This window comes from Nannocystis punicea, assembly GCF_026965555.1.
GTDB classification, from domain to species: Bacteria; Myxococcota_A; Polyangia; order Nannocystales; family Nannocystaceae; genus Nannocystis; species Nannocystis punicea.
The window spans coordinates 11,903,022-11,925,609 of the sequence record NZ_CP114040.1 but is presented as its reverse complement, the minus strand read 5'-3'; the positions used below and the strand labels follow the sequence as shown (position 1 = coordinate 11,925,609).

18 protein-coding genes and 1 tRNA gene are annotated in these 22,588 nt (G+C 70.9%); 9 read left to right on the top strand and 10 right to left on the bottom strand.

The annotated features are described in order from the left end of the window. Window positions 1-5: 5 nt before the first annotated feature. The 3 genes from O0S08_RS45830 to O0S08_RS45820 all read left to right on the top strand — a co-directional run bounded on the left by O0S08_RS45830 (window position 6) and on the right by O0S08_RS45820 (window position 4,234). On the top strand, window positions 6-788 hold the full coding sequence (locus O0S08_RS45830; RefSeq protein WP_269041917.1) for an exodeoxyribonuclease III: 783 nt from the start codon (window positions 6-8) through the stop codon (window positions 786-788). A gap of 294 nt (window positions 789-1,082) precedes the next feature. Then, complete coding sequence (locus O0S08_RS45825; RefSeq protein WP_269041916.1) at window positions 1,083-2,879, top strand: M2 family metallopeptidase; 1,797 nt, start codon at window positions 1,083-1,085, stop codon at window positions 2,877-2,879. A 41-nt stretch (window positions 2,880-2,920) separates the two neighbouring features. Further along, window positions 2,921-4,234 carry a right-handed parallel beta-helix repeat-containing protein gene (locus O0S08_RS45820; RefSeq protein WP_269035844.1) on the top strand — a complete coding sequence of 438 codons (1,314 nt, stop codon included), beginning with the start codon at window positions 2,921-2,923 and terminating at the stop codon, window positions 4,232-4,234. A 69-nt stretch (window positions 4,235-4,303) separates the two neighbouring features. Here the strand turns inward: O0S08_RS45820 and O0S08_RS45815 are convergent, their stop codons facing one another. Together O0S08_RS45815 and O0S08_RS45810 are read right to left on the bottom strand one after the other, a co-directional pair. After that, entirely contained in the window at window positions 4,304-6,145 is a 1,842-nt protein-coding gene (locus O0S08_RS45815) for a c-type cytochrome domain-containing protein (RefSeq protein ID WP_269035843.1), read from the bottom strand. A 732-nt stretch (window positions 6,146-6,877) separates the two neighbouring features. Continuing rightward, on the bottom strand, window positions 6,878-7,306 hold the full coding sequence (locus tag O0S08_RS45810; protein ID WP_269035842.1) for a DUF7793 family protein: 429 nt from the start codon (window positions 7,304-7,306) through the stop codon (window positions 6,878-6,880). Between the two features lie 177 nt (window positions 7,307-7,483). On the opposite strand from O0S08_RS45810, the gene O0S08_RS45805 reads away from it, so the two are divergent. Beyond that, complete coding sequence (locus tag O0S08_RS45805) at window positions 7,484-8,014, top strand: DUF4442 domain-containing protein (protein ID WP_269035841.1); 531 nt, start codon at window positions 7,484-7,486, stop codon at window positions 8,012-8,014. Window positions 8,015-8,269: 255 nt separating this feature from the next. Here O0S08_RS45805 and O0S08_RS45800 read toward each other — a convergent pair whose 3' ends face one another. Together O0S08_RS45800 and O0S08_RS45795 are read right to left on the bottom strand one after the other, a co-directional pair. Then, on the bottom strand, window positions 8,270-8,824 hold the full coding sequence (locus O0S08_RS45800; protein WP_269035840.1) for a ferritin-like domain-containing protein: 555 nt from the start codon (window positions 8,822-8,824) through the stop codon (window positions 8,270-8,272). Between the two features lie 13 nt (window positions 8,825-8,837). Next, on the bottom strand, window positions 8,838-9,500 hold the full coding sequence (locus O0S08_RS45795; protein WP_269035839.1) for a hypothetical protein: 663 nt from the start codon (window positions 9,498-9,500) through the stop codon (window positions 8,838-8,840). A gap of 160 nt (window positions 9,501-9,660) precedes the next feature. On the opposite strand from O0S08_RS45795, the gene O0S08_RS45790 reads away from it, so the two are divergent. From O0S08_RS45790 to O0S08_RS45780, 3 genes are read left to right on the top strand one after another with little or no spacing between them, the layout of a single operon-like run. Continuing rightward, complete coding sequence (locus O0S08_RS45790) at window positions 9,661-11,364, top strand: AAA family ATPase (protein WP_269035838.1); 1,704 nt, start codon at window positions 9,661-9,663, stop codon at window positions 11,362-11,364. A 44-nt stretch (window positions 11,365-11,408) separates the two neighbouring features. Further along, window positions 11,409-12,320, top strand: a complete 912-nt coding sequence (locus O0S08_RS45785; RefSeq protein ID WP_269035837.1) for a 5'-3' exonuclease — start codon at window positions 11,409-11,411, stop codon at window positions 12,318-12,320. 42 nt (window positions 12,321-12,362) lie between these two features. Beyond that, window positions 12,363-13,607: an MFS transporter gene (locus O0S08_RS45780; RefSeq protein ID WP_269035836.1), complete on the top strand. Its 1,245-nt coding sequence runs from the start codon at window positions 12,363-12,365 to the stop codon at window positions 13,605-13,607. 3 nt (window positions 13,608-13,610) lie between these two features. Here O0S08_RS45780 and O0S08_RS45775 read toward each other — a convergent pair whose 3' ends face one another. After that, the gene (locus O0S08_RS45775) at window positions 13,611-14,261 is read right to left on the bottom strand and encodes a hypothetical protein (protein WP_269035835.1); all 651 of its coding nucleotides are present in this window, start codon (window positions 14,259-14,261) and stop codon (window positions 13,611-13,613) included. Window positions 14,262-14,389: 128 nt separating this feature from the next. Here O0S08_RS45775 and O0S08_RS45770 point away from each other — a divergent pair, with 128 nt between their 5' ends. After that, window positions 14,390-15,238, top strand: a complete 849-nt coding sequence (locus tag O0S08_RS45770) for an SIR2 family NAD-dependent protein deacylase (protein WP_269035834.1) — start codon at window positions 14,390-14,392, stop codon at window positions 15,236-15,238. Between the two features lie 93 nt (window positions 15,239-15,331). On the opposite strand, the gene O0S08_RS45765 is transcribed toward O0S08_RS45770, so the two are convergent. The 3 genes from O0S08_RS45765 to O0S08_RS45755 form a co-directional block, all read right to left on the bottom strand. After that, window positions 15,332-15,967: a uracil-DNA glycosylase family protein gene (locus O0S08_RS45765; RefSeq protein ID WP_269035833.1), complete on the bottom strand. Its 636-nt coding sequence runs from the start codon at window positions 15,965-15,967 to the stop codon at window positions 15,332-15,334. A gap of 310 nt (window positions 15,968-16,277) precedes the next feature. After that, on the bottom strand, window positions 16,278-17,633 hold the full coding sequence (locus tag O0S08_RS45760) for a putative hexosyltransferase (RefSeq protein ID WP_269035832.1): 1,356 nt from the start codon (window positions 17,631-17,633) through the stop codon (window positions 16,278-16,280). Window positions 17,634-17,968: 335 nt separating this feature from the next. Beyond that, window positions 17,969-18,619 (bottom strand): hypothetical protein, encoded by a 651-nt coding sequence (locus O0S08_RS45755; RefSeq protein WP_269035831.1) that lies wholly within the window; start codon window positions 18,617-18,619, stop codon window positions 17,969-17,971. A gap of 344 nt (window positions 18,620-18,963) precedes the next feature. Here O0S08_RS45755 and O0S08_RS45750 point away from each other — a divergent pair. Further along, window positions 18,964-19,036, top strand: a tRNA-Phe gene (locus O0S08_RS45750). 81 nt (window positions 19,037-19,117) lie between these two features. On the opposite strand, the gene O0S08_RS45745 is transcribed toward O0S08_RS45750, so the two are convergent. Together O0S08_RS45745 and O0S08_RS45740 are read right to left on the bottom strand one after the other, a co-directional pair. Then, the gene (locus O0S08_RS45745; protein WP_269035830.1) at window positions 19,118-20,179 is read right to left on the bottom strand and encodes a pectin acetylesterase-family hydrolase; all 1,062 of its coding nucleotides are present in this window, start codon (window positions 20,177-20,179) and stop codon (window positions 19,118-19,120) included. A gap of 445 nt (window positions 20,180-20,624) precedes the next feature. After that, on the bottom strand, window positions 20,625-22,463 hold the full coding sequence (locus O0S08_RS45740; protein WP_269035829.1) for a thioredoxin domain-containing protein: 1,839 nt from the start codon (window positions 22,461-22,463) through the stop codon (window positions 20,625-20,627). Window positions 22,464-22,588: the final 125 nt, after the last annotated feature.

Genomic DNA, 22,588 nt, shown 5'->3' with positions numbered 1-22,588 from the left:
CCTTGCTGACGATCGCCTCCTGGAACGTCAACGGCCTGCGCGCCCTGGCGCGCAAGCAAGCCCTCACGCCCTGGCTCGCCAGCGGGCCGAGCATCGTCGGCCTGCAAGAGGTCCGCGCCAGCGCCGAGCAGCTCGGCGAGCTGGCCCGCCCCGACGGCTGGCCTTTCGCACATGTCTCGGCGGCCAGGAAGCCGGGCTACAGCGGCGTGGCGCTGTTCAGCAAGCTCGCGCCCGACAGCGTCGACACCGCGCTCGGGCCCAAGTTCGACGTCGAGGGGCGCCTGCAGCTGGCGCGCTTCGGCCGGCTGGTGGTGGCCAACGTCTACTTCCCCAACGGCAACGGCCAGGACCGCAGCAACGACCGGGTGCCGTACAAGCTGTCGTTCTACCGGGCGCTGCGCAAGCGGCTCGACGCGCTGCGGGCCGAGGGCCTGCGGGTGCTGGTGATGGGCGACTTCAACACTGCGCACCAGGAGATCGATCTGGCCCGCCCGCGCGACAACCTCGGCACCAGCGGCTTCCTGCCGGAGGAGCGGGCCGAGCTCGACCGGTGGTTGAAGCGCGGCTATCACGACACCTTCCGCGAGTTCGAGGCGGGGCCGGGCCACTATTCGTGGTGGTGCCAGCGCGGCGGCTGCCGCCAGCGCAACGTCGGCTGGCGCATCGACTACGTGCTCGCGTGCAAAGAGGCGCTGCCGTTCGTCAAGGCGGCGGCGATTCACCCGAGCGTGCTCGGCTCGGATCATTGCCCCGTCAGCGTCACGGTCGATCCGGACATCGTGCGCTGACCGGCGGCGCTGGGGGCTCCGGCCCAGCACCTCCGGCACAACCTCGCAACGACCTCCGGACCCGCGCTGCTCCGGTGGTTTCGCCGCCGACTGCACGCCTGCAGTTCGCCTGTCTGCGGCCTCGACGTCGCCGAAATTCCGCTGACAACCGCGGCGACGCGCAGTATCGTGCCGGCCATGCTCCGCCCACGAGTCGCCGCATTCCTGGTCCTCCCGTTGCTCCCCGTGATCGCCTGTCAAGGCGGCGCCGAACAACAGCCGCCGGCGCAGCAGAAGGGCAAGCCGGCGCGGGCCATGGAGAAGAAGGGCGACGTCAAGGCCGAGACCAAGCTCGAGGGCAAGGAGGTCGAGAAGAAGCCGAGCCAGGCGGCCGAGGCCAAGGCGTTCGTCGACCGCGTCGACGGCGAGCTGCGCACGCTCGCGGTCGCGGCCGGCAAGGCCGAGTGGGACAAGAACACCAACATCACCGACGCCACCGAGAAGGCCGCGGCCGAGGCCAACGAGAAGCTGATGGAGTTCATGGCCAAGACCATCAAGGAGGCCACGACCTTCAGCGGCGACGACATCGACCCCGAGACGCAGCGCAAGCTGCACCTGCTCAAGGTCGCCGCCAGCCCGCCGCCGGCCCCCGGCGACGCCGAGAAGCGCAAGCGGCTGGCCGAGCTCGGCGCCAAGATGGAGGGCATCTACGGCAAGGGCAAGGCGTGCGAGGGCTCGAAGTGCAAGGACCTGGGCGCGCTCGAGGACATCATGGCGTCGAGCCGCAAGTACGACGAGCTGCTCAAGGCGTGGACCGGCTGGCACGGGGTGGCGGTCGAGCTGCGGCCGCTCTACCAGGAGTTCGTCGGCCTGGCCAACGAGGGCGCCAAGGAGATCGGCTACAAGGACCTCGGCGAGCTGTGGCGGGCCGGCTACGACATGAGCCCGGCCGAGTTCGAGCAGGAGACCGAGCGGCTGTGGACGCAGGTGCGGCCGCTCTACGACAAGCTGCACTGCTACGTGCGCGGCAAGCTCGGCGACAAGTACGGCAAGGACAAGGTGCCGGAGGAGGGCCTGATCCCGGCGCACCTGCTCGGCAACATGTGGGCGCAGGAGTGGGCCAACATCTATCCGCTGGTCGAGCCGTTCCCCGGCGCCGCCAGCCTCGACGTCACCGGCGCGCTGAAGAAGGCCAAGTACGACGAGACCCGGCTGGTCAAGCTCGGCGAGTCGTTCTTCACCTCGCTGGGCCTCGACCCGCTGCCGGCGACCTTCTGGGAGCGGTCGATGCTGCAGAAGCCGAAGGACCGCGAGGTCGTGTGCCACGCGAGCGCCTGGGACGTCGACCTCAACGACGACCTCCGGATCAAGATGTGCATCAAGATCAACCAGGAGGACATGGTCACCGTCCACCACGAGCTCGGGCACAACTATTATTATCACTACTATTACAAGCTGCCGGTGCTGTTCCAGAACGGCGCGCACGACGGCTTCCACGAGGCGATCGGCGACGCGATCGCGCTGTCGATCACGCCGGCCTACCTCAAGCAGATCAGCCTCATCAAGGACGTGCCCGCCGACGAGAAGGGCCTCATCAACCTGCAGATGCAGGACGCGCTCGAGAAGATCGCGTTCCTGCCGTTCGGCAAGCTGATCGACCAATGGCGCTGGGACGTGTTCTCCGGCAAGACGGCGCCCGAGAAGTACAACGAGGCGTGGTGGGGCCTGCGCGCCAAGTACCAGGGCATCGCGCCGCCCGAGGGCCGACCCGACCCCGACTTCTTCGACGCCGGCGCGAAGTACCACATCCCGGCCAACGTGCCGTACACCCGCTATTTCCTGGCGCGGATCCTCCAGTTCCAGTTCCACAAGGCGCTGTGCGAGGCGGCCGGCCACACCGGGCCGCTGCACGAGTGCTCGATCTACGGCAAGACCGCCGCGGGCGACAAGCTCAAGGCGATGCTCGCCCTCGGCTCGAGCAAGCCGTGGCCCGAGGCGATGGCCGCCCTCACCGGCACCAAGCAGATGGACGGCGGGGCGCTCCTCGAGTACTTCGCGCCGCTCGAGAAGTGGCTCGACGAGCAGAATCAGGGCAAAAAGTGCGGCTGGTGAGCCGCTCGTGAGCCGCGTCGATTCGGCGTATGTTGACTGGCATGCGCCGAATCGCCGGCCCCTTCCTGATGGCTTTGGCCTGCGGGCCCGAGCCCGCCGACGAGTCCGCGGGCAGCACGAGCGCCGTCACCAGCTCCGGCGAAGCCAGCGAGGCCGCGAGCGTACCGACGACGACGGCCACGAGCGGCGGCGAGACCTTCGTCGGCTGTGACATCGTACTGCGCGGCGACGTCGACGACACCGCCTCCGTGCAGGCGGCCCTCGACGGCGCGAGCGACGGCGCCACGATCTGCTTCGCGGGGCCCTTCGCGCTCGGCCCGATCCACGTGGCCGACAAGGCCGGACTGACGTTGATCGACGCTTACCAGTTCGCCCGCAGCGGCGCGGACGTCGGCCCTCCGTCGGCGATCCTCGACTTCGGGGGCACGCCCGCGGCCGTCGCGCTCAGCTTCGAGCGCACGCCGGGGCTGACGCTCTCCTTGCTGGAGATCCGCAACGTCCGGGGCACAGCCCTGAAGGTGGCCGAGAGCGAGGACGTGACGCTGTCTCGCCTCACGTTGTTGCAGGGCATCTCCTTCTCGCCGGACCTCGGTCCGGTGGCAGTGCACGTCGAGCGCTCCGGCCGGGTGGCGATCACGGGGTGCCAGGTCGCCCACGCGCCGGACACGGGGATCCTGGTCCGCGACTCGCACGACGTCGCGCTGCGCGGCAATCAATCGGTCGTGAACGGCGTGGGCCTGCAGATCCGCGGCAGCGAGCGGGTCGAGATCGACAACAACCAGGCCCGGCGCAACGCGCTGGGGATCCTCGTGGTCGGGTCCGCCGGCGTGTCCTTGTCGGGCAGCGACGTGGAGGAGAACGGCGCCGACAACTTCGCCCCGGCCGGCACACTCGCGGCGGCGATGCCTCCGCACATCGGCGTGATGGTGCTCGCCAGCGACGCGGTCGAGATCCACGGCAACACGATCGCGGACAATCCGACCACGGGGGTCGCGGTCGTCAGCGTCGAGGGGCTGGTCGGATTAAAACTGCTGGCGGCCGATCACGGGCTCGACTTCGACGGCTACCCCGAGACTGTCGACATTCACGACAACCTGGTCATGAACAACGGCCTCTTGCCCGCCGAGCTGTTCCGCGACGTGTTCATGCTCGACCCGATGACGCAGCTGGCGTGGGACGGCGTCGTCGACGCGGCCAAGGACAACGGCGACGGGCACCTGAGCCTGTGCATTCGCAACAACGGCGACGCCGACTTCGTCGACCTCGACGCGCTCGGGCTCGGAGCCGGCAAGTCCTTCGACCTCGGCCCTCACGACTGCGCTCACCCGCCGCTGCCGCCGGTCGAAGCGCAGTGAGCACAAACGGCGAGAGCCGGCCTCTCGCTCCGGGTGCGAGAGGTCGGCTCGTTCGCTTCGGTCCGGCGCTTACGGGCAGGCCTTGGTGCGGCCGACCTTGAGCTGGCAGATCGCGTCGGCGAAGGCGGCGGAGAACACGTCGCGGCGGACGCCGGTCTGGTCCTTGCCGAGGTTGTCGAGGTCGGGGCTGAGCTGGCCGAGCTTCTCGCGGAGGGTCGACTCGGTGGTCCACAGCTCGGCCGCCGCGCGGCGGAGCGCCACGTCCTCGTCGAACGCGTTGAACACGGTAACGATCGGCTCCTTGGCGCCGCCGAGGGGCACGCCGGCGGCCTTGACTGCGAGGTTGAAGCGGTCGGCGTCGAGCGCGAACAGGGTGTTGAAGTCCTCGCGCGCGGGGTAGAGGGCGCGGATGGCGTCGAGCTCGTTGTCGTCGAAGTCGCCCTCGCCGAGGTTCTGGTCGACCTCCCAGCGCAGGTCGTCGTCCTTGTTGATCATGCCGACGTTGTGGCAGCCCATGCACGACTTGCCGTTGCGGACCACGCCGTCGGGGGCGTTCTTGTCCTGGACGATCTGGATCGGCGCGTCGTCGATGCGGCGGCCGACGTCGTCGACGATCATGTAGCCCTGGAGGCCGTTCGGCAGGTTGTAGATGATCTCGCTGCCGTCCTCGACGAAGTTGAACGGGTCGACGAAGACGTTGGCGTCGCCGGCGTTGCTGCCGAAGTCGTAGCTGATCCAGTACGAGCGGTTGCTGGCGTTGGGGAAGTCGTGGCGCTCGATCACGCGGTGGTTCTCGGACACGCCCGAGTCGTGGAAGGCCCCGCGGGCGACCCGGTTCGGGTTGGTGTCGACCTCCTCCTGGATGTTGGCCTCCACGTCGATGCCGAAGCTCGCCTCGAGCTCCTGGCGGGTCAGCGGGATCCGCAGGACATCGTGGTAGAGCGGCGGCTGGGCGGCGACCTCGACGAAGGCGTCGGCCTGCAGCAGGAAGAACTTGGTGCCGGTGGCCTGCTTCACGTCCTCGGCGCTGTCGCCGATGAACTCGATCGCGTACGGGTCCTTGTCGGCGATGAGCTCCCAGGTGTCCTTGAAGTTCTCGGTGACGCTGCCGCTGACGGGGTCGAGCACGGAGCCCGGGGCGTCCCAGTCGTAGTCGCGGATGTCGATGCGGAAGATCAGGTTGTCGTCGTCGATCGGCGTCGGCGCGACGACCTTGATCTCGTTCGACAGGCTGTTGACCAGCTTCGACAGGGCGTGGCGGTAGATGTCGATCTCGTCCGAGCACCAGCCGTAGTTGTAGAGGTGGACCAGGCTGAAGTAGCGGATGAAGGGGCGCGCGTCGGCCGAGATCTCCTGGGTGTTGAGGAGGTCGGCGCGGATCATGTCGATCACCTGGGTGCGGGTGATCCACGGGTTGTCGCTGCAGCCGCTGACGCCGGCGCACTCGCCGATCCACTCCTCGACGACGCGGAGGTCGTCCTCGCTCGGCCGCTGCGTCTCGCTCTCCGGCGGCATCGGGGCCATGGTCGCGCTCATGCGGCGGAAGAGCGCCGAGTTGTTGGGATCGCCGGGCTCGACCTTGCCGTTCTTGATCAGGGCGTCGAGGTTGGTGATGTAGTTGATGCTGCCGAGCGCGGCGCTGTCGGGGCCGTGACACTTGGCGCAGTTGATGTCGAGGATGTCGAGCGTCTTGGCCGACAGCTCGCCGCAGTTGGCATCGCCGGGCTGGCCCTCGGTGCCGCCGTCGGTGCTCGAGGCGCCGGGTCCGGTGCCTGCGTCCGTCCCCGCGGTGCCCTCGGTCTCGTCGCCGCTGTCATTGCCAGGCAGGACGATGGTCTTACAGGCACCTGCGACGAGCAGGGTGAGGGCAGCGGCGGCGAGCGGGATGGTGGAGTACGTACGCTGGGACATGGTCGAGTGCGCTCGTTGGGAAAAAAGGCGGGTGGCGTCGTGTCGGGGGACGTCGCGCCCTCCATGGCGCCCCGACCGAGCTCGCCGCGACCAATGCGGCACCACCCGCATTCCGAGTAACGACACCCGCCGACTCGATCACCGCGCACCGCAGAAAGTTAAATTGGCGGCCACAACGTGCTTCTGACGGCGATTGGCGTGGGTGACACGATTAGCCGGAATTTTCGAACACGCGAATGCTTTCGAGTCCGACGAGTCCGACGATGCATTTCTCTGTTTTTTGTTCGCCAGCGGGCCGGGAATGGCGAGAGCCGGCGCTCGATTCGTCGCTGATCGATCGCGGATCGCGTGACGGGTGTCGCGAGGCGAGGGCGTGGGTTCATGCGTCCGCGCGAGGGTGCATGTCCTCGGGGACAGGAGGCTCGTGTTTGCGCTCCGCGCATGCGGTCGAGTCCACTGGGGACGCGGAGGCGCCTTCGCGCCGGTGCGCGGCGCGGGGCGTCGCCGCTTCGCCGGACTTCGCCATGTCGGCGGAGTGCACCGCCTCGCCGTCGCGCTCGTCGACGGCGACCCCCTGTCACCTACGTCGTCGACGGCTTCGAATTTGCCGATCTGTTTGCCGACCCGACGCTGTACTACCCGCGCTTCGTGCGGCTCAGTCTCGGCTGCGCCCGGTCGAATGTCCTTTACAACATGTCGCTTGCGACAGGCGATTTCGCGGCGCTCGCCGGCTCAGAGGGCGGCGCTGCCGGCGAAGGTCGGCTGGTCGCTGCTATCGCGGTGCAGCCACTCGATCGCCTGGGCCTCGTCGGTGAAGATCAGCATCGGCAGCGGGCCGGGGTTCTGCGACATGAAGTAGCGGCCGAGCTGGTGACCGCTCGGGGTCGCGACCAGCAGGGCGACGGCGGTGCACCACCTGGAGAGCTCCTCGCGGTCGGCGTAGTGCTCGCGGACGCCGGGCTGGAGGGCGCGGATGATACGGATGTCGATGAGGACGCGGCGGGCGTGGTCGCCGGCGATCCGCACGAGGGCGGAGGTGTTCTCGCGCGCGTCGGCGAGGGTCTGCGTGCGGGTGGTCAGCAGGCGCTGGACGATGATGCCGTCGGCGCGCTCCTCCAAGCGCGAGGTGCTGGTCGTGATGGACCGCAGAATTGCCGCCATGTTCATCGTTCCGTCTCGGTTGGGGGGCATAATCCACAAGGACGTGGTGCCCGGCAACCGCGAAGCATGTGCGCCTACCCTTACATGGGGTGACCGCACTCGAATGCGCGAGGACGGCGCCAGCGCGAGGGCGCGCGCGTTGACTCGCCCGGGGCTTCGGCAACACACTGCGCGCCCATGAAGTCCGCCCTCGCATCGCTGCGCGACCCGACCCGCGTCCTCGACATGTGGAAGAGCCTGTCCGCAAAGACATTCGGCAAGCAGCTGTTCGCGCGGGCCATCTCGCTGGCGGTCCCGTACACCGGCAGCATCTCGCCGCTGGTGCTCGAGCTCGAAGCCGGCCGCGCGAAGGTGCAGATGCGCGACCGCTGGGGCGTGCGCAATCACCTTCGCTGCGTGCACGCGGTCGCGCTGATGAACCTCGGCGAGGCGGTGACGGGGCTGGCGGTGATGAGCCTGCTCCCGCCAGGCGCCCGGGGGATCGTCCGCGAGCTGGCGATGGAGTACGTGAAGAAGGCCCGCGGCACGATCACCGGCGAGGCGAAGGTCGAGGTCCCCGCAGGCCCCGGGACGCACGAATTCGAGGTCACCGGCGAGCTCCGCAACAGCATCGGCGAGGTCGTCGCCCGCGTGCGGGCCCGCTGGCGCATCGACGTGCCCGAAGGCGCGGTCGCCAATGCCGAGGCCGGCGCCGCGTCCGCGCCCTGAGAGCCGTCGCGCCGGCGCACTCAATTCCAAATTGGGAATTGTGGGCGGTGCGTCTCGAGCTCACGGAGCCGACGCACACGATCGCCGCCGAGGTCGCTGCGCTCCGCGGACGGTGCGGTGAAGCGCACGAGCGCCGCGGAGAGGCGATCTCGCAGAGAACGGCTGGCCGGGGTGAGCCGCAGTTATGGTCTCAAGGACAGGTGATGCGGTCCGGGCCGGAGGCGAGCGTGGCGAGGGCTCGTCGGGGCCCGGCGGTCATGCCGCTTGCGACCACAACGCGGCGTCGAGGCCGGAGCACAGCTGCAGGGCGACGCGCGACGAGGGCAGGCCGAGGGCGACGAGCTCCGCGTGATCGGGCGCCTCCGCGAGGCCGGTGGCGAGGGCGCGCACGGCGGCCCGACGCGCGGCCGCGACTTCGGCCCGGGCGGCCTCGTCGAGCTGCTCCAAAAGCCAGGCGTCGATCGCCCACGCCAGGTCGGCGTGGCGCGCCTCGTCGGCGGCGATCTCGGCGAACGCGGCGCGCAGAGCGGGATCCTGGGCGGCGCGAGCCTGATGAGCCGTGACCAACGCGGCCCAGGTCTCGTAGACGCAGCCCTCGACGGCGTTCTCGATGGCCAGGGCCAGCAGGTCGCGCGCAGGTGTGTCGGCGATCGTCGGCGTGACGATGTCGGCGCCGCGGCGTCGCGCAAGAGTGGTCACCCGCGCGGCGTGGCGCTGCTCGTCGCGGGCGGCCTCGGCGAGCGCGTCGAGCAGCTCGGCCGGCGCGCCGAGGCGCGCGAGCTCGTCGGCCAGGGCGGCGAACGCAACCACCGAGGCAGCCTCGTCATGAGCCGCGCGCGAGAGCCACCGGGCGCCGACGTCGGGTCCCTCGCCGGCGCCGCGCGAGCCGATGCAGGCGTGACCGCGGCCGCCGCAGGAGGCACGTGACGATGAAGGTCTTGCTGGTCGGGGTGATCGAGCACGACGAGAGCTCCCTGTCGTACTCCGACTCGCTCTGGACGTGTTGGCAGACGAGCCGGCAGATCTGCGTGTCGTCGAGGACGACGCCGCCCGAGGTGGAAGCGCCGTCGTCGGTGCTCGCGGTGCCCGGCTCCGTCGAATCGCCCGAGTCGGTGCCCGAAGCGCCGGAGTCGATGGAGGTGCTCGCGGCGCCCGAATCCGGCGAATCGCCCGAGTCGGTGCCCGAAGCGCCGGAGTCGATGGAGGTGCTCGCGGCGCCCGAATCGCCGGAGTCGGTCGTGGCGCTGGTGGTGCCGGTGGTCGGGTCGGCCCATTCGGGGTTTTGGCCCATCGACCACAGCTCGTAGTCGTGCGGGCTGAGGATGATGTCGTCGGTGTAGAAGCAGTCCCCGCCGGGCGAGACTGAGAGATCCGTGGACGCCGAGGTCGAGCCGCCGGTCGGCGCGCAGCCGGCGACCAGGGCCGAGAGCAGCGGCGCGAGCGGGCTGCGCCACGGCGAGCTCGCAAGTGAGTAAGCGTAGGCCATGACGCACCGTAGCAACGCCGAGGGTGCTCGGGGACGCCGTCCGGCGCGCGGAAGCGCGTGGGCGGCCGACCCCGTCCAGGCGGTTCGCAGCGAGCGGCGCGGTCGGGAGGCGCAGTCGCGCGCGCGCTCCGGCCCGCGCGGACTGATAGGCTCGCCGCGCATGAGCGCCTCGACCTTTCCTCCGCTGCTCGTCACGCCGCCGGCCGGCGGCTTCGACCGCGCGGCCGCGCGTGACCTGGTCAAAGAGTCAGGTCTCGCCGCCGCCCTGCACAAGCTGGTGCGGGCGCCGTTCGGGCACACCGTGCTGAGCCTGCGGGCGCTCGACGCCGCGATCGAGGCGGCCGACCTGGCGCTGCAGGCCGGCGACGCGCTGCACGCGGCGCTGCTCGAGGACATCGCCCGTGCCGGCTCGCTGGCGCTGCCGGAGCCGACCCGGGACCAGCGGATGTTCGTCGGCGCGTTCACGCTGACGGTCCTGGGCGATCTGGCCGCGCCGCGGCTGGCCCTGATCGCGCCGACCCCGGAGGTCCACGGCGAGCTCGAGTCGGATGGCCTCGAGGACCTGCTCGTTCGGCCAGCCCGCGAGGCGGTCAAGAGCGCGCTGGCGCTGGCCGGCAAGTACCTCGAGGTCCAGGCCCAGCGGCAGCCCGGGGCGACCTCGGCGCGGCTCGACGAGCGCGAGGTATGGGCGGTGACGACCCTGCACGCGTTCGTCCTGCAGCTGGCGGGCGCGCTGCGGCGCCTGACCCACGCCGGGCGCCTGCGGCCGTTCGGCGTGGCGCTCTCGCAGCGCAAGGTGGTGGTCGGCGAGCTGCGCTACGAGGGCTTCTCGGCCCGCGGCGCCGAGGGCCCGGCCAGCGACCTCAAGCCGGTCAAGCTGGCCGACATCGTCGGCAACCAGGAGTACCTGCAGGCCGGGCTCAAGCTGGCGCGCGACGTCGCCGCGTATGACCTCAAGGCCAGGCGCGGGCCCAAGCAGCTCAACCCGGTGCTGTTCGGCCTCGGCCGGCCCGGCTGCGGCAAGACGATCACCGCCCACGCGATCGGCAACTACTTCCTCGACTTCTGCAAGCAGCGCGACGTCCCGGCCCGCTTCAAGGTCATCCGCCGCACCGACTGGGCCTCGTCGTACCAGAACGCCAGCGCGGCGACCCTGGTGAAGATCTTCAAGGAGGAGGTCTACGGGTTCGAGGGCGTGTGCGGGGTCTACTGGCCCGACATCGACACCGCGTTCGCCTCGCGCGGCTCGGGCGACCTGCGCTCGGAGGAGAAGAACAACCTCGGCGCGGTGTTCGGCATCTTCGACGGGACGCTCATCCCCAAGGACGGCAAGTGGTTCATGATCTGCGACGCCAACTACATGCAGATGGACGAGGCCACGCGCTCGCGGATCGCCCAGAACCCGTTCACCGTGCGCGGGCCGACCACCGCCGAGGACTACGTCCACCTGCTGCGCGACGTGCTGCTCGGCGACCTGCGGCCGTTCGTCGCCCACGGCGAGGAGGCCGGCTGGGCCGAGGTCGGCGCCGAGCTGGTCAAGGCCGACCTCAGCGGCCGCTCGGTCGAGAGCGTCGCCAACAACATCCGCGCCTACGTCCAGGACTTCGAGTACCCCGACGAGTACTTCCGCGCCGACTACGACCGCCGCAAGCAGCTCATCCACGAGCTGTCGCGCCGCGTCGACATCGCCGCGGTCCGGCAGGAGATCGCCGACTACGTCCGCTTCCACCGCGAGGCCGAGGAGCGCGAGGCCAAGGACCGGTTCGAGCGCGAGGTCGAGACCATGGTCCAGCAGCTCAACGCCGGCCGGGCCGCCACCGCCCGCGCGGCCGCGGCCGCGGCGCGGGAGATCGTCGGCGAGTGAGCGTGTCCTTCGAGACATTGTCTGAAGGACATGCTTCTCGGGGCATGTCCGCGGGGTCATGTCCAGAGGTGTGGGTGATCGACGCGACCGCGCTGCTGTTCCGCGCCTACTACGGGATGCCGGCCAAGCTGTCGCTCGCGGGCGAGCACGTCGGCGCGGTGCTGGGGCTCGGGCACCTGCTGCGCGGGCTGTTGCGGCGGGCGCCGGAGCGGGTGGTGCTGGTGTACGACGCCGGGCGCACGACCTTCCGCAACCGCATCGACCCGCGCTACAAGGCCAACCGCGGCGAGCCGCCGCCCGACCTCGCGCCGCAGTTCGAGCTCGCGCGGCAGTTCGGCGCGGCGGCCGGGTTCGTGGCGCTGAGCGTGCCCGACTTCGAGGCCGACGACCTGATGGCCACGCTTGCCCGCGGCGCGGCGACCGCCGGCCTGCGCACGCGGCTGTTCAGCGTCGACAAGGACCTGTGTCAGCTGGTGCGCGACGAGCCGCCCGGGGTGATCCTCGAGGACCCGCGGACGCAGGCCACGTGCGACGCGGCGGGGGTGCTGCAGCGGATGGGCGTGCGGCCGTCGCAGGTGGTCGACTACCTGGCGCTGGTCGGGGACACCAGCGACAACGTGCCCGGGGTCCCGGGGGTCGGGCCGAAGGCGGCGCAGGCCCTCATCGCCGCGTTCGGCGACCTCGACGCGCTCTACGGCGCGCTCGGGCGGGTGGCCCCGCTGCCGCTGCGCGGGGCGAAGGGGCTCGCGGCCAAGCTCGAGGCCGGGCGCGAGGCGGCCTTCCTCGCGCGCACGCTGGTGCGGCTGCACGACGCGGTCCCGCTCGGCGCGCTCGACCTACACGCGCACACGCGCTGGGGCGGTCCGCGAGAGGACGCCGACGAATTCTTCGCCGCGCTCGGCAGCCCGGGCGCGCTCCGCGGGCTGCGATCGATCGCCGCGCAGGCGGGTGCGTGAGGGACAAGCGCGCGCCGACGCGGTAGGCTCGCGCGGTCCTCGATGACGACCGCCGCCGAAGTCGCGTCACCGCCCGCAGGGCCGCCGCCGCCGGGTCACACGCGCGCTCTGGCGACGGTGTGGTTCACGCTCTTCCTCGACCTGGTGTCGTTCGGGATCGTGATCCCGGTGCTGCCCTTCTACGCCAAGAGCACCGGCGCGTCGGAGGGCCTGATCGCCGTGCTGGCGACGGCGTACTCGGCGGCCCAGTTCGTGATGGCGCCGGTGCTCGGCCGCCTCAGCGATCGCCACGGCCGCCGCCCGGTGATGCTGATCTCGATCGCCGGCAGCACGATGGCGATGGTGACCCTCGGGTTCGCGCAGTCGCTGTGGATGCTGTTCCTGTCGCGCACGATCAGCGGCGTGTGCAACGCCAACGTCTCGACCGCGCACGCCTACGTCGCCGACCGCGTGCCGCCGCACCAGCGCGCCCGCTACATGGGCATGATGGGCACCGCCGTCGGCCTCGGCTTCATCGTCGGCCCGTCGCTCGGCGGCCTGCTCGCGCGCGCCGACTGGCCGCAGTTCCCGTTCTTCGTCGGCGCCGCGCTCAGCCTGCTCAACTTCGTCATGGCGCTGGTGTGGCTGCCCGAGAGCCACCGGCCGCGCGCGAGCGCCAGCGCCGGGCCGCCGCCGCCGCGCCCGTCGCTGCTGGCGGTGGCCCGCGACCCGGCGTTCTGGAGCAGCCAGATCGGCGTGATGGTGGCGGTCTACTTCGGCTTCTTCTGCGCCTTCGCGGCCATGGAGGCGACCTTCGCCCTGTTCACCGAGGCCTGCTTCGGCTGGGGCGAGCAGGAGACCGGCCGCTTCTTCGCGTTCGTCGGCACGATCATCGTCCTGTTCCAGGGCTTCATCGTCGGCCGCGCGGTGGCGACTTTCGGCGAGCGCCGCTCGCTGGCCCTCGGCCTGACGATGAGCACCACCGGCTTCGCGCTGATGGGCCTCTCGCCGTCGTGGCTGTTCGTGCTGCTCGGCGGGTTCTTCATCGCCGGCGGCAACGGCCTCATCATGCCGAGCATGTCGGCGCTGGTGTCGCGCAACAGCACGGCCGACAATCAGGGCATCAACGCCGGCTTCGCCCAGTCGGCCGGCGCGCTCGGGCGGATCGCCGGCCCGGTGATCGCGGGCGTGCTGTTCGAGGTGATCGGCCCGCGCGCGCCGATGGGATCGTCGGCGGTGCTGGTGGTGCTGGTGTGCCTCATGGTGCTGGTGCGCGTCCACGAGACGCGCCCCGAGGCCGGGCGCTGACGCTCAGTGGTCGCGTCGCGGCCGGCCGTCGGGGCCCCAGCTCGAGGTGCGATAGGCGACGAGACCGCTGCCAGGGCAGTACCGGTCCGGGTGGACGGCGCGGACGTGGACGTGCCGCGACGGACCCCAGCCGAAGCCGAGCGACAATCGGCCGAGGGTCAGCGCCTCGTCGGCGGCGCCGAGCAGCCGCAGCCGCGCGTCGTCGCGACTGACGCCGGCGAAGTAGCCCTCCTGCGCCTGCAAGAGCGTGTGCACCAGGTGCGCCGGCTCGTCGCCGCGCCGGCGGGCCCGCGACCACGCGAGCTCCGCGAGCTCGTCGAGCCGGTCGTAGCGGACGACCGAATAGGAGGCCACGCGGCAGACGAAGCTGTCGTCGCCGGCGAACACCACCTCGGCCTCGACCTCGACGGGCACGCGCACGCCGTCGGGGCCGTCGACGAATTCGTCGCCGCGCGTCGATTCGAGCCGCAGCTCGGCGCCGGCCGAGATGTCGGCGGGCCCCACGGGCGTGACGATGGTCGGCCATTCGCGCAGATCCGCGCCCCAGCGGTCGAGGTGATGGTGCGCCACGAAGCGCCCGTGGTCGAAGCTGCCGACGTCGCCGAGGCGGACGTCGGCCGAGAACGGCGGCCACGCCCCGAAGCCCAGCTCCATGACGAGGCTCGTATGGCGATTCCAGGCGCTGAACAGACTCATCGATCCCTCGAACGAGGCATAGCAATCGACAGCGTGATCGATCGTCTCGCTCGAGAATTTTTTCGTCGCGTTTACTCTACTTATACATGACCGACCCCGTCGAATTCGCGGCTCGCGCCGCCGCCGCCGTGCGCTCGGCGGACGCCTTCATGATCTGCGCGGGCGCCGGCATGGGCGTCGATTCGGGCCTGCCCGACTTCCGCGGGCCCGAGGGCTTCTGGCGCGCGTATCCGGCGGCGCGCAGGCTCGGGCTCCAGTTCCACGACCTCGCCGATCCGCGGTGGTTCTACGAGGACCCGGCCCTCGCCTGGGGCTTTTACGGCCACCGCCTCGACCTGTACCGCGCGACCACGCCGCACGCCGGCTTCGCGCTGCTCCTGCGCTGGGCCGCGCGCGCGCCCGCGGGGGCGTTCGTGTTCACGTCGAACGTGGACGGTCAGTTCCAGCGCGCCGGCTTCCCGGAGGCGCGCGTGGAGGAGTGCCACGGATCGATCTTGCACCTGCAATGTCTGCAAGGTTGCGACCTGCCGCCCTGGTCGGCGGCGGAGGCGTCGGTGTCGGTCGACGTCGAGACCCTCCGCGCCGCGCCCCCGCTGCCGGCGTGCCCGCGCTGCGGCGGCCTGGCCCGGCCCAACATCCTGATGTTCGGCGACCTGAGCTGGGACTCCAGCCGCGCCAACGAGCAACGCCGCCGCCTGGCGGAGTGGCTGCAGGAGCTCGAGCAGCGCCGCGCCCGCGTGGTCACGCTGTGCCTCGGCGCGGGCACTGCGATCCAGTCGGTGCGCCTCCACGCCGAGCGCACCGCGCGTCGCCTCGGCGGGGCGATGATCCGCATCAACCCGCGCGACACGTGGGTGCCCGGGGGGCAGATCTCGATCCCGACCGGCGCGCTCGCAGGCCTGTCGGCGATCGACGCCGCGCTCGCGGATGGGTGAATGTCCTTCGGGACATGTCACGCTGCATGATGGTTATGGATGACATGTCTTCGGGGACATGTCCGGATTCCATGACATGTCCCGAGGGACAGATCAGGCCGCGCCGGCCCGGGCGCGGCGCCCGGGGGGGGAGGTGGGGGCGAAGGCGGCGACGAAGGCCGGGTGGCGGGCGATGAGGTCGAGGGCGCGGGGGAGGAGGGTGCGGCCGGGCTCGACGTGGTGCCAGGTCGACACGCCGCTCGGGTGCGGGAGGCAGATCGCGTCGACGTCGACGCCGTGCCAGCGGACCCGCAGCGTCTCGCCGATGACCTCGGCCAGCGGGCCCTTGTGCCCGAGGACCTGCTCGATCGCCACGCCGCCGACGGGGATCACGAGGCGAGGCCGCAGGATGTCGACCTCGCCGGCCAGGAATTGCTGGCAGCGCGCCATCTCGTCGCGGTCGGGTTTGCGGTCGCCCTTGCCGCCCGCCTTGCCCGGGAAGCAGCGCGCCACCGCCGACATGTACACGCTGTCGCGGAACTCCTGCTCGCTCACCCCGGCCGCGGCCTCGAACCAGCGAAACAGAGTCTTGCCGGCCGTCCACGCGAACGGCCTGCCGAACGCGCCCTCGCGCGGGCCGGGGGCCTGACCGACGAGCAGCACGGGGGTGACGATCGGCGGGCCGTGGACGACCGGGCCGTGCATCGAAGGGCAGGCGGTGCACGCCTCCAGCCGTCGGTGCAGCAACATGAGTCGTTTTCGCGGGTCCATCGTGGAGCGCTCGCGCGCCAGTCTGCATCACCGGAGCAGACCGCGCCAGCGCAGGCGCGAGGACTCACGCGGGCGTGGTCGCCGCCGCGAACTCGAAGACGGACTACGAGGTTGGGGTCGAGGCGATCGGGTCACTGCAGATACAAGCTGAGAGGTCGGTGAGTTCGCCCGGTGCCTCGAGCGGCTTGCGAGGTCGATGCATTCGAGGATCGACGATGCTCGGACGCGGACCTCGATCGCGGCGCTGATGCGAGGGCCCGGAGCTCGCATCGATTCTTTTAAAGAAAAATCACTCGGGAGCGAACGGCCACCACGGGTCGGCGACGAACAGCTGGCCCGGGGCGCGCTGGAACAGCCACGCGCCGTAGAGCTGGAGGGCGGCGGAGACGAGCACGAGGGGCATGAACCACCGGCTGCGGGCGCCGCCGGCGGCGACCAGCAGCACCAGCAAGAACGGCAGGAAGTCGAGGGCGAAGCGATAGGAGAACTGCATCTGGCCGCTGTTTTGATAGAGCAGCGCGGGCACTGCGACGGCGCCGGCGGCGAGGGCGAGGCCTCGTCGTTGCGGCAGCGGATCGCGGGCGACCAGCAGACACAGCAGCCAGGACGAGCCGAACAACAGGCCCATGCCGTGGATCGACCAGCGCACGTGGAGCGGCGACAGCTGCACCTGCGGCCACAGCCACAGCATGCACTCGAGGTTGCGCCACAGGTAATGCAGGCCGAACATCCCGTGGGTCTGGATCCGCTCTTGCCAGCGGATCTCGAGGTAGCGGTGGCCGAACTCGAAGATGTCGTCGAAGCGGACCCAGTTGAACAGCGCGAGCGCGGCGCCGATCAGCGCCAGAGGGGCGAGGAACCGCAGGAGCGCGGCGAGCCTGCGATCGACGCGCCACCACTCGAGCAGGAAGAACGGGGCCGCGAAGGCGATCTGCGGGCGACAGGCCATCGCCAGGCCGAGCCACAGGCCGGCGCTCACCGGGCGGCCGGCGTTCCACCCGGCGCCGATGTGCAGCACGAGGAACAGGGCCGCGAGGATCTGCGCGGTGAACCACACGCTGCCGTGGGCGGCGACGAAGCAGGCCGGGCTGGCGAACGCCCAGGCGGCGCAGGCCAGCAGGTGCTCGCGGGTGCGGCCGGGGCGGACCCGCTCGAACAGGCGCAGCAGCAGCACCGGAATCAGCGCGCCGACGATCACCGTGAACAGGATGTCGGGGAAGCCGAGGCCCCACAGGGCGACGCCCGGGAGCATGACCAGCGCCGGACCTGGCGGAAAGGTCACGTACCAGGTGCCGCCGCGCGCGGCGATCTGCGCGAGCGGGACGTCGTGGACGCGGCCGTCGGTGGCGCGGAAGCTCTCGATGCGCTCGCGCCGGCGCCGCTCGACGCAGGGCTGGGTGCGGCAGGGGAAGCCGCGCAGGACCGTGCCGTCCTTGAGCGTGAGGGTGTGGACGCGGCCCCAGTCGTCGTAGGCGCGCGGGTAGCCCGGCGGCTCGCCCGGGAGCGCGAGCCGGCCCGCGAGCCAGCCCTGGGCCATGTGCGCGTAGTGATTGTTGGCGCTCGGCTGCAGGAGGTCCCGACCGGCCAGCACCGCGAGCGCCGCGAAGGCGACGACGAAGACGGCGATGGCGCGGAGCCGGGTCACGGGCGCGGGGAGCATAGCAAGCCGCGGGTCCGCCGGGGGCGCCGGGTGACTCGTGAGGGGCGAGCAGGACGCGAGGTGAGGCGGCTGCGGCGAGCCCGGCATCGCCGGTTTGGAGGTGCGCAGGGAGGGTGCGCATGCGGACGGATCGTGCCCCGCACTCGCTCGTGCTCGGCGCCCCGGCAAGGTGATCCGGACCCTCACCACCGCCGACGAGGCGAAGGAGCCACGGCCGCGAGTCGTCGCCTGTCACTCGGGACATGTCATCGGGCCGGGCAGGCGCCGGGGCTCACCACCGCCGACGAGGCGATGGAGCCATGGCCGCGAGTGGTCACCTGTCACTTGGGGCAGCCCAGCGGCCCGGGCAGGCACTGCGGCTCGATGGCGTCGACGAGGCACAGCCACACTGCGAGCGCGTCGCCCTCGGCGCAGTCGGCGAAGAACTCCGGCGGGCGCAGGTCGTAGATGCCCTCGTAGGTGTCGTCCTGCTCGAGGAGGGTCGAGCCCGCCACGCTGCGCACGAAGGCCGTGTGCAAGACGATCTCGAGCGAGACCGGGGCCGAGACGACCTGGACGTCGACCACGTGCCACCAGGTGATCTGTCCCAGCGTTCGATCGCGCAGGGCCGCGGCCATGCAGCGCGCCCGCTCGAGGTCGTCGACCTCGACCTCTCCGGGCGCGAGCGCGTCGGGGCTCGTGGTGAAGAACGTCAGCGGCTCGTCGCCTCCGCACAGCTCGGGCAGCCCGCAGGTCAGCATCCACGCGCCCGGGGCACCGCCGGTGTAGTTGTGCTCGAGGCAGGGCTGCGGCGCCTCGGTCGTGCTCTCGCCGGTGGTCGGAGTTTCGGCCGTGGTGCCCTCGAGGGTCGTCGTGACGGCGGTCGTAGAGGTGGTGGAGGTCGTGGACGAGCCGGCCTCGGTGCCGTCTTCGACCGGACGGGCGGCGCAGGCGGCCGCAAAGGAGAGCAGGACGGAGAGGGTTCGGCGCATTTCCACTCGCACGACATCACGCAGGCGCGCCGGGGTCAAGCGCAGGAGCGCGCGCGGGTGCGGCGATACGGAAATGGTGGCTCGTACTGTTGACATTGGCGAAGGGTCGGTCTATAACCCTCGACATCATGCAGGCGACCCGGCATCTCGACCCTCGCCCGCGGCTCCGCGCCGCGCGCTCGGTCGTGGTCTCGCGCCTGCTGCCGCAGGCGCTGTTTATGTAGCCAGGTCGGCTCCGGGCCACGGAGCCGCCCTGGCGTGCGCTCCGGCCCGCTTCCTGGCTCGCGCCGCGACCTCGCGGCGTTCGAGCAGGGCAGCGGGCCGTCGCAGCGGTCCGTATCAGCGCCCAGAAAGCTAACCGGGTGGAAGCGCTTCGCTGAAACCGAAGAGGGGTTGGTTCGAGTCCAACTCTGGGCATTGTTTCATATTCGTGCGAATGCACAATGTCCGACGCGTCGATCGACGGGTCGGACACTGTGCATTCGCGGGTCGGCTGATTCAGGGGCTGACGTGGCTCGCCTCGCCGGCGAGCAATGCCTCGATCCACGCGGTCAGCGGCACGCCGTCGACCTCGGTCGTGTAATAGGCGGGGCTGGAGAGGATCGTGTGGCCGGTGCCGGGGACGAAGTAGCTGCCCCACACGCCGCCCTCGCCGAGGATGTCGTCGCGCAGCTCGTACAGGCCCGCCTCGAAGTCCTTGGCGCTGTACGAGCCGCCGTCGCAGTCGTCGAGGCCGTAGCCGAAGAAGGTGCGGATGACGCCGTCCTGCTCGCTCGAGAACAGGGCGAGGCGCTGCTCGCTCCACTTCTCGCCGAGGTAGGTGGCGAGGTTGGAGATCCCCCCGCCGTCGACGCCGAAGCAGTCGGCGCAGTCGGCGGGCAAGGTGGCGTCGAAGTTGAAGAGGTCGCGCCACAGCTGTTGCAGACACACCGGCATGTACTGGTCGGACATCGGCGGGCCGGAGTCGTCGAGCAGGGTGACCGCGCTGGCCGGGAAGGCGCCGGCGATCCGGTCGTAGTTGAGCGCGGCCCCGAAGCCGCCGGCGCTGCTGCCGGTGACGAGCACGTGGCCGGCGTCGGCGAAGGTCGGCACGATCCGCTCGAGGTAGGCGGCGACGTTGCGGTAGCCGACGAACTGCTGGGCCCCGAGCACGCCGTCGATGCCGACGTTCTCGCGGTCGCCGGCGTGGACGTCGCCGGTGCAGTACGGCACGTAGACGAAGCTCCAGTCGCGCAGCGGGTTCTGCGGGTCGTCGTCGAAGATGCCGCCCTTGCCGATGCCCAGGGCCCACGAGTCGAACTTGAACTCGCCGAAGTTCTTCCACAGCTCGTTGAGCGCGCAGGTGTCGGAGTTGAAGCAGGCGCCGCCGCCCTCGAAGAAGATCACGAGGTCGTCGCCGTCGCCGTAGCGCACGCCGATGCCGGTGGTCGAACCATCGCGGCACATCGAGTCCGGAAACGGGACCCAGGACCAATTCCCGGGCGGTTCGAGCGGCAAGGGCTCGCCGTCCCAGGGCGAGGGCTCGTCGCCGGTGGTGCCGTCGGTGGTGTCGGTGTCCACGCCCGTGGAGCTGACCGGCCCCGATGTCGAATCACTTGAAGTGCCCGGGGTGGAGTCGGAGGCCGAGTCGCCGCCTTCAGAGGTGGTGGGCTGGGAGTCGCCGGTCTCGGAGGGGTCTGCTCCAGTCGCGCTGGAACTGCTGAGGTCGTCCGTACTGCTGGCCTCGCTGGCAGAGGTCACCGGGTCACCGGGATCCCCGCAGGCGGAGATCAGCAGAAGGATGGCAATCGGGGGGCGATGAGTGCGCAACATCGCCCACGACTGTAACTGGGCCCACAGGAAGTGAGATGAGCCGGGGTTTGTGACCTAGATCTGCGGACTTCTGCATCGGGACAGGACGGCCGCGCGAAGTGGATGCGAGCGGACCATTGCCGCGAACGGCAAGCCTCGCGGCCGACGATCGCCGCTGTCGGCGGCAAGGGTCGGATGCCGCAATCGGCTCGGCTCAGGGCCGAGCAATACCGCGCAGGAAGGCCTCGGCCCCCTTATTAAAGCGGTCGGGCTCGGTGATCGGGGTCGAGCAGGCGGTGTCGGTGCAGAGGTAGGCCGCGGGCTTTTTTAAATCGGGGTAGCGGGTGCCGGGGGCGCTGAGGCTGATGTTGCCGCGCGGCTCGTCGAAGGCGAGGGCGGCTCGCAGGAGCGCCTGCGCGGTGGGATCGTCGGCGCGGCCGACGACGGTGATGTCGATCGGCGTGGCGGTCAGCTCGGCCAGCGCGAGCAGGTAGTCGCCGACCTGGCGCATCTGCGCCTTGACGGCCTCGGGCTGGGAGATCGCCCGGAGCGCCAGCTCCGCGGCCCTGGCGTAGGGCAGGTCGTCGGCGTCGTGGTCGAGGCCGCGGTGCAGCTCGAGGAGGAAGCGGGCCATCCTCGCGTTGTCGTCGAACGGTTTGCGCCGCTCGGCGAAGGCTCCGGTCGCCTCGGGGTCGGCGGTGTGGGAGTAAAAGCCTCCGGCAGGGTCGGCGAGCTCGCGCAGGGCGAAGTCGGCGAGCTCGCGCGCGAGCTGCTGCCACTTCGGATCGCCGGTGCTGCGGTAGAGCGCGAGCAGGCCGCGACCCACCTCGACCTGGTCGCCGAGGTGGAGGAGGCCGCGGTCGTCGCCGGCGTGGCGGAAGCCGCCGCGGTCGTCGCGGTGGGTGCGGACGAGCCGCTCGCCGGCCTTCAGCGCGGCCGCCCGCACCGCGTCGTCGGGGGCGACTGCGTCGAGCAGCAGGAGGCCGCGGAGGATGGCGCCGTTGCGGTCGGCGTAGACGTGGGTGTCGATGACGGGGATCCCGAGAGCGCGGCGGGCGGCGTCGTCCTTGGCGTAGTACTCGTCCCCGAGGACAGGTTCTTTGCGACCTGTCGGAAGGCGCAGGTCGGCGTCCTGGCTGGTGTAGAAGCCGCCGTCGGGGTCGTGCCAGAACTGCAGGAGGTAGCGGGCGATGTCGCCGGCGGCGGCGCGCCACTTGGGGTCGCGGGTGCGGCGGTAGGCGAGGGCGTAGCTCTCGAGCGCGCCGGCCTGGATCGGGGCGATCTTCTCGAAGTGCGGGTCGGTCCACACGCCGTGGACGCTGTACTGGTACATGCCGCCCCACACCGGGTCGATGAGGCTCCGCTGGCGGTCGAGGACGAGGAGGCCGCGCTCTTGCCAGGCTGTCTCTTGGTACAGGTAGGCGCGCAGCAGGCTGTACTCGTTGTTGGCGGCCAGCGGGTACTTCTGCTTGCGACCCCAGCCGGCCTGGGCGTCGTCCCAGGTGCGGTCGAGCTGGTCGCTGGCGATCTTCCGCAGCTCGACGAGGTCGCCGCCGCGCGGCGGGGGGGCCGGGAGGGAGACGCGACCGGTGAGCTTGCCGGCCTTCTGGTCGGCGACGAGGCGGCGCAGCAGGGCGGCGAACTCCCGCGGGTCCTGATAGCCGCGCAGCTCGAGCACGGGGCGAGCGTCGCTGGTGAGGACCGCGGTCGCGGGCCAGCCCCAGTCGGCGTAGCGCTCGGCGACGTCGGGGCGGGCGTCGCTGTCGACCCGGATGGCGACGAAGTGCTCGGCGAGGAGCGCGGCGACCTCGGGGTCGGCGTAGGTCTCCTCGTCCATGACGTGACACCAGTGACACCAGCTGGCGATCACGTCGACGAGGATGATCTTGTTCTCGGACCTGGCGGCGGCGAACACCGCCGGCTCCCAGCCGCGCCAGGCGGTCTCGGCGTGAGCGGCCGGGGCGGCCGACTCGGGGGCGGCGGGCTGCTTTTTGCAAGATGTCCCGAAGGACAGGAGGCTGACGGCGAGTGCGACGGCGAGGCGGGCGGGCACGGGCGAGGTTACGCGGGGCGCGAGAGGGCGGATCAACGCCGGCAGGATCGACGAATCACGGGCAGGGCGCGAGGGGGCGCGATCGGCGACTCGTGGCAGCGAGGGCGCAGGCGCGCGAGGAGGAC

Bases quoted from the DNA above. Each gene is read 5' to 3' on its own strand.
- O0S08_RS45825 (WP_269041916.1), top strand. From the start codon at position 1,083: ATGGAGAAGAAGGGCGACGTCAAGGCCGAGACCAAGCTCGAGGGCAAG.
- O0S08_RS45785 (WP_269035837.1), top strand. From the start codon at position 11,409: ATGTCCGCGGGGTCATGTCCAGAGGTGTGGGTGATCGACGCGACCGCG.
- O0S08_RS45775 (WP_269035835.1), bottom strand. From the start codon at position 14,261: ATGGAGCTGGGCTTCGGGGCGTGGCCGCCGTTCTCGGCCGACGTCCGC.
- O0S08_RS45820 (WP_269035844.1), top strand. From the start codon at position 2,921: ATGCGCCGAATCGCCGGCCCCTTCCTGATGGCTTTGGCCTGCGGGCCC.
- O0S08_RS45765 (WP_269035833.1), bottom strand. From the start codon at position 15,967: ATGTTGCTGCACCGACGGCTGGAGGCGTGCACCGCCTGCCCTTCGATG.
- O0S08_RS45815 (WP_269035843.1), bottom strand. From the start codon at position 6,145: ATGTCCCAGCGTACGTACTCCACCATCCCGCTCGCCGCCGCTGCCCTC.
- O0S08_RS45770 (WP_269035834.1), top strand. From the start codon at position 14,390: ATGACCGACCCCGTCGAATTCGCGGCTCGCGCCGCCGCCGCCGTGCGC.
- O0S08_RS45805 (WP_269035841.1), top strand. From the start codon at position 7,484: ATGAAGTCCGCCCTCGCATCGCTGCGCGACCCGACCCGCGTCCTCGAC.
- O0S08_RS45790 (WP_269035838.1), top strand. From the start codon at position 9,661: ATGAGCGCCTCGACCTTTCCTCCGCTGCTCGTCACGCCGCCGGCCGGC.
- O0S08_RS45780 (WP_269035836.1), top strand. From the start codon at position 12,363: ATGACGACCGCCGCCGAAGTCGCGTCACCGCCCGCAGGGCCGCCGCCG.
- O0S08_RS45810 (WP_269035842.1), bottom strand. From the start codon at position 7,306: ATGGCGGCAATTCTGCGGTCCATCACGACCAGCACCTCGCGCTTGGAG.
- O0S08_RS45755 (WP_269035831.1), bottom strand. From the start codon at position 18,619: ATGCGCCGAACCCTCTCCGTCCTGCTCTCCTTTGCGGCCGCCTGCGCC.
- O0S08_RS45795 (WP_269035839.1), bottom strand. From the start codon at position 9,500: ATGGCCTACGCTTACTCACTTGCGAGCTCGCCGTGGCGCAGCCCGCTC.